This is a genomic window from Pseudomonas sp. Pseusp97, assembly GCF_047304025.1.
GTDB lineage: Bacteria > Pseudomonadota > Gammaproteobacteria > Pseudomonadales > Pseudomonadaceae > Pseudomonas.
Genome location: NZ_JBGLYK010000303.1, coordinates 1 through 5192, shown reverse-complemented (window position 1 = coordinate 5192; position 5192 = coordinate 1). Strand labels below are relative to the sequence as shown.

Annotated in this window: 4 protein-coding genes; 1 reads left to right on the top strand and 3 read right to left on the bottom strand. The window is 66.8% G+C overall.

What is annotated here, in order from left to right:
- From ACCC94_RS27580 to ACCC94_RS27570, 3 genes are all read right to left on the bottom strand, one after another.
- On the bottom strand, positions 1 to 2168 hold a 2168-nt coding region (locus ACCC94_RS27580), incomplete at its 3' end, for a molybdopterin cofactor-binding domain-containing protein (protein WP_413352775.1).
- A gap of 11 nt (positions 2169 to 2179) precedes the next feature.
- Entirely contained in the window at positions 2180 to 2638 is a 459-nt protein-coding gene (locus tag ACCC94_RS27575) for a (2Fe-2S)-binding protein (protein WP_253453838.1), read from the bottom strand.
- Positions 2639 to 3064: 426 nt separating this feature from the next.
- The gene (locus ACCC94_RS27570) at positions 3065 to 4084 is read right to left on the bottom strand and encodes a zinc-dependent alcohol dehydrogenase family protein (protein WP_259754538.1); all 1020 of its coding nucleotides are present in this window, start codon (positions 4082 to 4084) and stop codon (positions 3065 to 3067) included.
- Positions 4085 to 4397: 313 nt separating this feature from the next.
- Here ACCC94_RS27570 and ACCC94_RS27565 point away from each other — a divergent pair.
- On the top strand, positions 4398 to 5192 hold a 795-nt coding region (locus tag ACCC94_RS27565), incomplete at its 3' end, for a LysR substrate-binding domain-containing protein (RefSeq protein ID WP_413352774.1).

Below are 5192 nucleotides of genomic sequence, written 5' to 3'. Positions count from 1 at the left end.
GCCGGCGCCAGGGGCGGCACGCCGGGCTCGCCAACCCCGGTCGGCGGCTCGGCCGACGGCACGATGTGCACCTCCACCAGCGGCATCTCGTTGATGCGCAGGACCTGGAAGTCGTGGAAGTTGGACTGGTCGACCTTGCCGTCGGTCAGCGTGATGGCGCTATGCAGCGCCGCTGACAGGGCAAAGCCGATCCCGCCTTCCATCTGCGCCTTGATCACGTCCGGGTTGATCGCCAGGCCGCAATCCACCGCGCAGACCACGCGGTCCACCTTGAAGCTCTTGTCCGCCTTGCAGGTCACTTCCACCACCTGGGCGACGAAGCTGCCGAACGACTCGTGCACGGCGATACCGCGGCCGCGCTGCTCGCCGTCCTTGCCCTTTTCCAGCGGTGCCAGCCAGTTCGCCCGCTGCGCCACCAGTTCCAGCGCGCCGCGGTGACGCGGGTGCTTCTCCAGCAGCTTGCGGCGGAACTCGTACGGGTCCTGCTTGGCGGCGAGGGCCGCTTCATCGATCAGCGTCTCGGTGGAGAACGCCGTGTGAGTGTGGCCCACCGAGCGCCACCACTGGGTCGGCACCGTGACGTTTTCCGCCAGCGCCTGCTCGATGCGCAGGTTGGGCACCGCATAAGGCAGGTCGTCCGCGCCCTCGACGGCAATCTTGTCGACGCCGTCCTTGACCATGAACTTCTCGAACGGCGTGCCGATGATGAACGACTGCCCCACCAGCCGCTGCTCCCAGCCCACCAGGTTGCCCTGGGCATCCACCGCCAGCCGCGCGCGGTGCAGGAAGGCGGGACGGTAGTAGCCCGCGCGGGTGTCGTCCTCGCGGGTCCAGACCATCTTGATCGGTACCTTCACGCCCTGCTCGCGAGCCGCCTTGGCGATGGCGACGGCCTCCAGCACGTAGTCCGAATGCGGATTGGCGCGGCGGCCGAAGCTGCCGCCGGCATACAGCTGGGTGATGCTCACCTGCTCGGGCGGTATGCCCAGCAGCTGCGCCACCGACATCTGGTCGCCGGTCTGCCATTGCTCGCCGTTCCAGATCTGGCAGCCGTCCTCCTTGAGGAAGACCACGCAGTTCAGCGGCTCCATCGCGGCGTGGGCGAGATAGGGGAACTGGTACTCCGCCTCGATCAGGTGCGTCGGTTTCTCCAGCGCCTTGCCGATGTCACCTTCGTTGCGCGCCACCAGCCCCGGCTTGCTGGCCATGTCGCGGTACTGGGCGAAGATTTCCTTGCTGCCCATCTTGAACGCCTTGCTCTCGTCCCACTCGACCTGCAACGCGTCGCGCCCCTGGCGCGCGGCCCAGGTGTTCTTTGCCAGCACCGCAACGCCGGCGAAACGCCGCTCGCTGCCGGGGAACTGCACCACATCGACGACGCCGGGCACGGCCTTGGCCTTGCTCGCATCGACCTTCGCCGGCACGCCACCGAAGCGCGGCGGGTGGGCGACCACGGCCACCAGCATGTCCGGCAGGTGCACGTCCTGGGTGAACTGCGCGGTGCCGTCGGTCTTGGACGGGCTGTCCTTGCGCGGCAGCTGCACCTGGCCGATCAGCTTGAAGTCCTTCGGATCTTTGAGCTTCACGTCCGCCGGTACCGGCTGCTTCGCCGCCGCCTCGGCCAGTTCGCCGAAGCCGGCCTTGCGCCCCGAAGCCGGGTGGGTGACGACGCCGTCATGCACTTCGATCTGCGCCGCCGGCACCTTCCATTGTTCTGCCGCTGCGCCGACCAGCATGGCGCGGGCGCTGGCGCCGGCCTTGCGCATCTGCTCGAAGGAGTTGGCCATGGCGTTGCTGCCGCCGGTGCCCTGCAGGTTGCCGAAGGCCAGGTTGGCGTAGCGCTTGGCATCGGCCGGCGCGCCTTCGACCTGCACGTGGCTCCAGTCGGCATCCAGTTCCTCGGCCACCAGGGTGGCCAGGCCGGTGTAGCTGCCCTGGCCCATTTCCACATGCTTGGCGATCACGGTGACGGTGCCGTCCGGGGCGATGCGCACGAAGGCATTAGCCTCGAAATCGCTGGCCGCCTGGGCGTCACCCAGCTTGCCCAGCAGCGGCGCGAAATAGATGCCCAGGGCCAGGCCGCCAGCGCCACGCAGGAAGCTGCGGCGGCTCACATTGAGGATGCTGCCGGGCTGCGCCGGCTGTTCGTCGATACGGGGTTCGAGCATGACTTCGGTCCTCAAGCCAGGGTCTGGGCGGCGTCGTGGATGGCCGCGCGGATCCGCGCATAGGTGGCGCAACGGCAGATGTTGCCGCTCATGGCGGCATCGATGTCGGCGTCGCTGGGCTGCTTGTTCGAGGCCAGCAGCGCGGTGGCCGACATGATCTGGCCGGACTGGCAGTAACCGCACTGCACCACGTCGAGCTTGCGCCAGGCTTCCTGCACGGCCTTGCCGGCGGCCTGTTCGGCCACCGCTTCGATGGTGGTGATCTTCTTGCCGGCCACCGCCGCCAGCGGGGTGACACAGGAACGCGTCGGCTGGCCGTCGATGTGCACGGTGCAGGCCCCGCACAGGGCCATGCCGCAACCGTACTTGGTGCCGGTCAGCCCGGCCACGTCGCGGATGGCCCAGAGCAGCGGCATCTCGCCGGGAGCGTCGAGTTCATGGTCCTTGCCGTTCAGGTTCACGGTAATCATCAGGAGGTTCACCTCTTTATTCTGGATATGAAAAGCCGGGTGATGGAATGCGGGTGGTAACAGGAGCGAAGCGCAGCGGCGCCGACACGCAATGGATTCAGCCTAGGCGCAAGCGCAGGCAAGTGCCGCGACGATACGCGAGTAAGGCGCCGAGCGGTTTGCCTGGTTCTCTTGAGGCTTGCCTGATTCTGCGCACGGTGTGGTCGGTGCTGGCGGTGAGCTATCGCGGACGGAGTCCGCTCCTACGGTTAAGGCAAGACGCCTTTCTCCGCTTTTGTAGGAGCGAGCTTGCTCGCGAACCCGTCTGACGCAGGTGTGGCCGGAAACTCTGTTCGAGAGCAAGCTCGCTCCTACAGGGATACCGGGAATCCCGCGCGCACAAAAAAGCCACTCCGAAGAGTGGCTTTCTCAACTACCGATGACGGATCACTCCGGCATCTTCATCACCACACGGCCGCCGCTCGGGCAGGTTTCCATGTAGTAGTTGGCGTCGCGGTACTGGGCGAAGTCGAACACCCGGTCGATGCTCGGCTTGAGCAACTGGTCCGCGGTCATCTGGTTGATCGCGGTCAGCGCGCGTTGCACGGCTTCGTCGTTGCGGGTCAGGCCGATCTCCGGTTGCCCGGTGAAGTCCAGCACGCAGTGACGGTAGAACTGCAGGTGCTTCTTGAACGCCGCGCAGGCCGGGAAGGCTGCATCGTTGCCGCCATTGATGCCGTAGAGGATCAGCTTGCCGCGCTGCGCGGCCACGTCACCCAGCAGTTTCATCTGCGGGCCGGCGCACTGGTCGAGGACGATCTCCACGCCTTCACCCTTGGTGAAGCGCTCGACCTCCAGCACCAGGTCCTGCTCCTCGGTGTAGATGATCTTGTCCGCGCCCAGACCCTTGAGAAACTCGCGGGTCTCCTCGTGGCTGGTGGTGGCGATCACCTGGGCGCCGAGCGCCTTGGCCAGCTGCACCGCCTGCGGGGCGAGGCAATGACCGGCCTCGGTGATCAGCACGCGCTGGCCGGGCTTGATCTGCGCCAGTTCTACGAGGGCGAAGTAGGAATACAGCAGGCCGGTGTAGTGCACGGCGGCTTCGACCGGGCTCAGCACCTCGGGATAACGGGTCAGCGAGGTGCGCGGCACGATGACGTGGTCGCCCCAGGCCGGGTACAGGTTCGGCGAGTTCGCCGGGAAACTGGCCACCGCCACGCCGGGCTGGAGGTCTTCCACGCCCTCGCCCACGGCTTCGACGATGCCGGAGAGTTCATAACCGATGCCCGCCGGCAGCTTGGCCTGATCCGGGGCGAGGTTCTGCCGCCAGAGCACGTCGCGCCAACTGACGCCCAGTGCCTGGGTACGGACCAGCACTTCGCCCGGCCCCGGTTGCGGGGTCGGCATTTCCTCGATCTTCAGGACCGAGGCGTCACCGAACTGGTGGAAACGGATCATGCGGGACATCACATACCTCGCCTTAGTAGTGCTCATAGCCACGGACTCTATCCGGGCTTTAGGGGTGACGCCACCGTTCACCATTGATAGTTGACATAAATGGCGATGATTCGGCCCGCCGCGCAAGCCTTGTCCGGCGCGGCTGCAAGGCTCTGCGACGGGGCTGCGGGAGGGGCCGGGGCGGCTCAGTTCCTACAGAGTCAGACCACACTGCCGGGGCGAGATTCTCATTAAAAAAGTGGAAATTGATCAAGGACTTATCTGACAGACTTGACTCAGGACAGCGTCGGCCTCACTTTTCCCCCATCGCCAGGGAGTCCCCATGAACCGCAACGACCTCCGCAAGGTTGACCTCAACCTGTTGATCGTTTTCGAGACGCTGATGCATGAACGCAGCGTGACCCGCGCCGCGGAGAAGCTGTTCCTCGGCCAGCCGGCGATCAGTGCGGCCCTGGCGCGCCTGCGCGGACTGTTCGACGACCCGCTGTTCGTCCGCACCGGGCGCAGCATGGAGCCCACCGCGCGGGCGCAGGAGATCTTCGGCCACCTCTCGCCGGCGCTGGATTCCATCTCCACCGCGCTGAGCCGCGCCGCCGACTTCGACCCGGCCACCAGCAAGGCGGTGTTCCGCATCGGCCTGTCCGATGACGTGGAGTTCGGCCTGCTGCCGCCGCTGCTGCGCCGCCTGCGTTCGGAAGCGCCGGGCATCACCCTGGTGGTGCGCCGCGCCAACTACCTGCTGATGCCGCAGCTGCTGTCGTCCGGGGAAATCTCCGTGGGCGTGAGCTACACCGACGAGCTGCCGGCCAACGCCAAGCGCAAGACACTGCGCCGCAGCACCTGGAAGATCCTGCGCGCCGACTCGATCCCCGGTGCGCTGACCCTCGATGACTACTGCGCGCGCCCGCATGCGCTGGTGTCCTATGCCGGCGACCTGGACGGCTTCGTCGACCAGACCCTCGCCGAGATGGACCGCAAGCGCCAGGTGGTGCTGGCCGTGCCGCAGTTCGTCGGCCTCGCCCAGCTGCTGGCCGGCACCGACATCATCGCCACCGTGCCCGAGTACGTTGCCCTGGCCCTGACCGCCGCTGGCGGCCTGCGCGCCGAGGACCCGCCC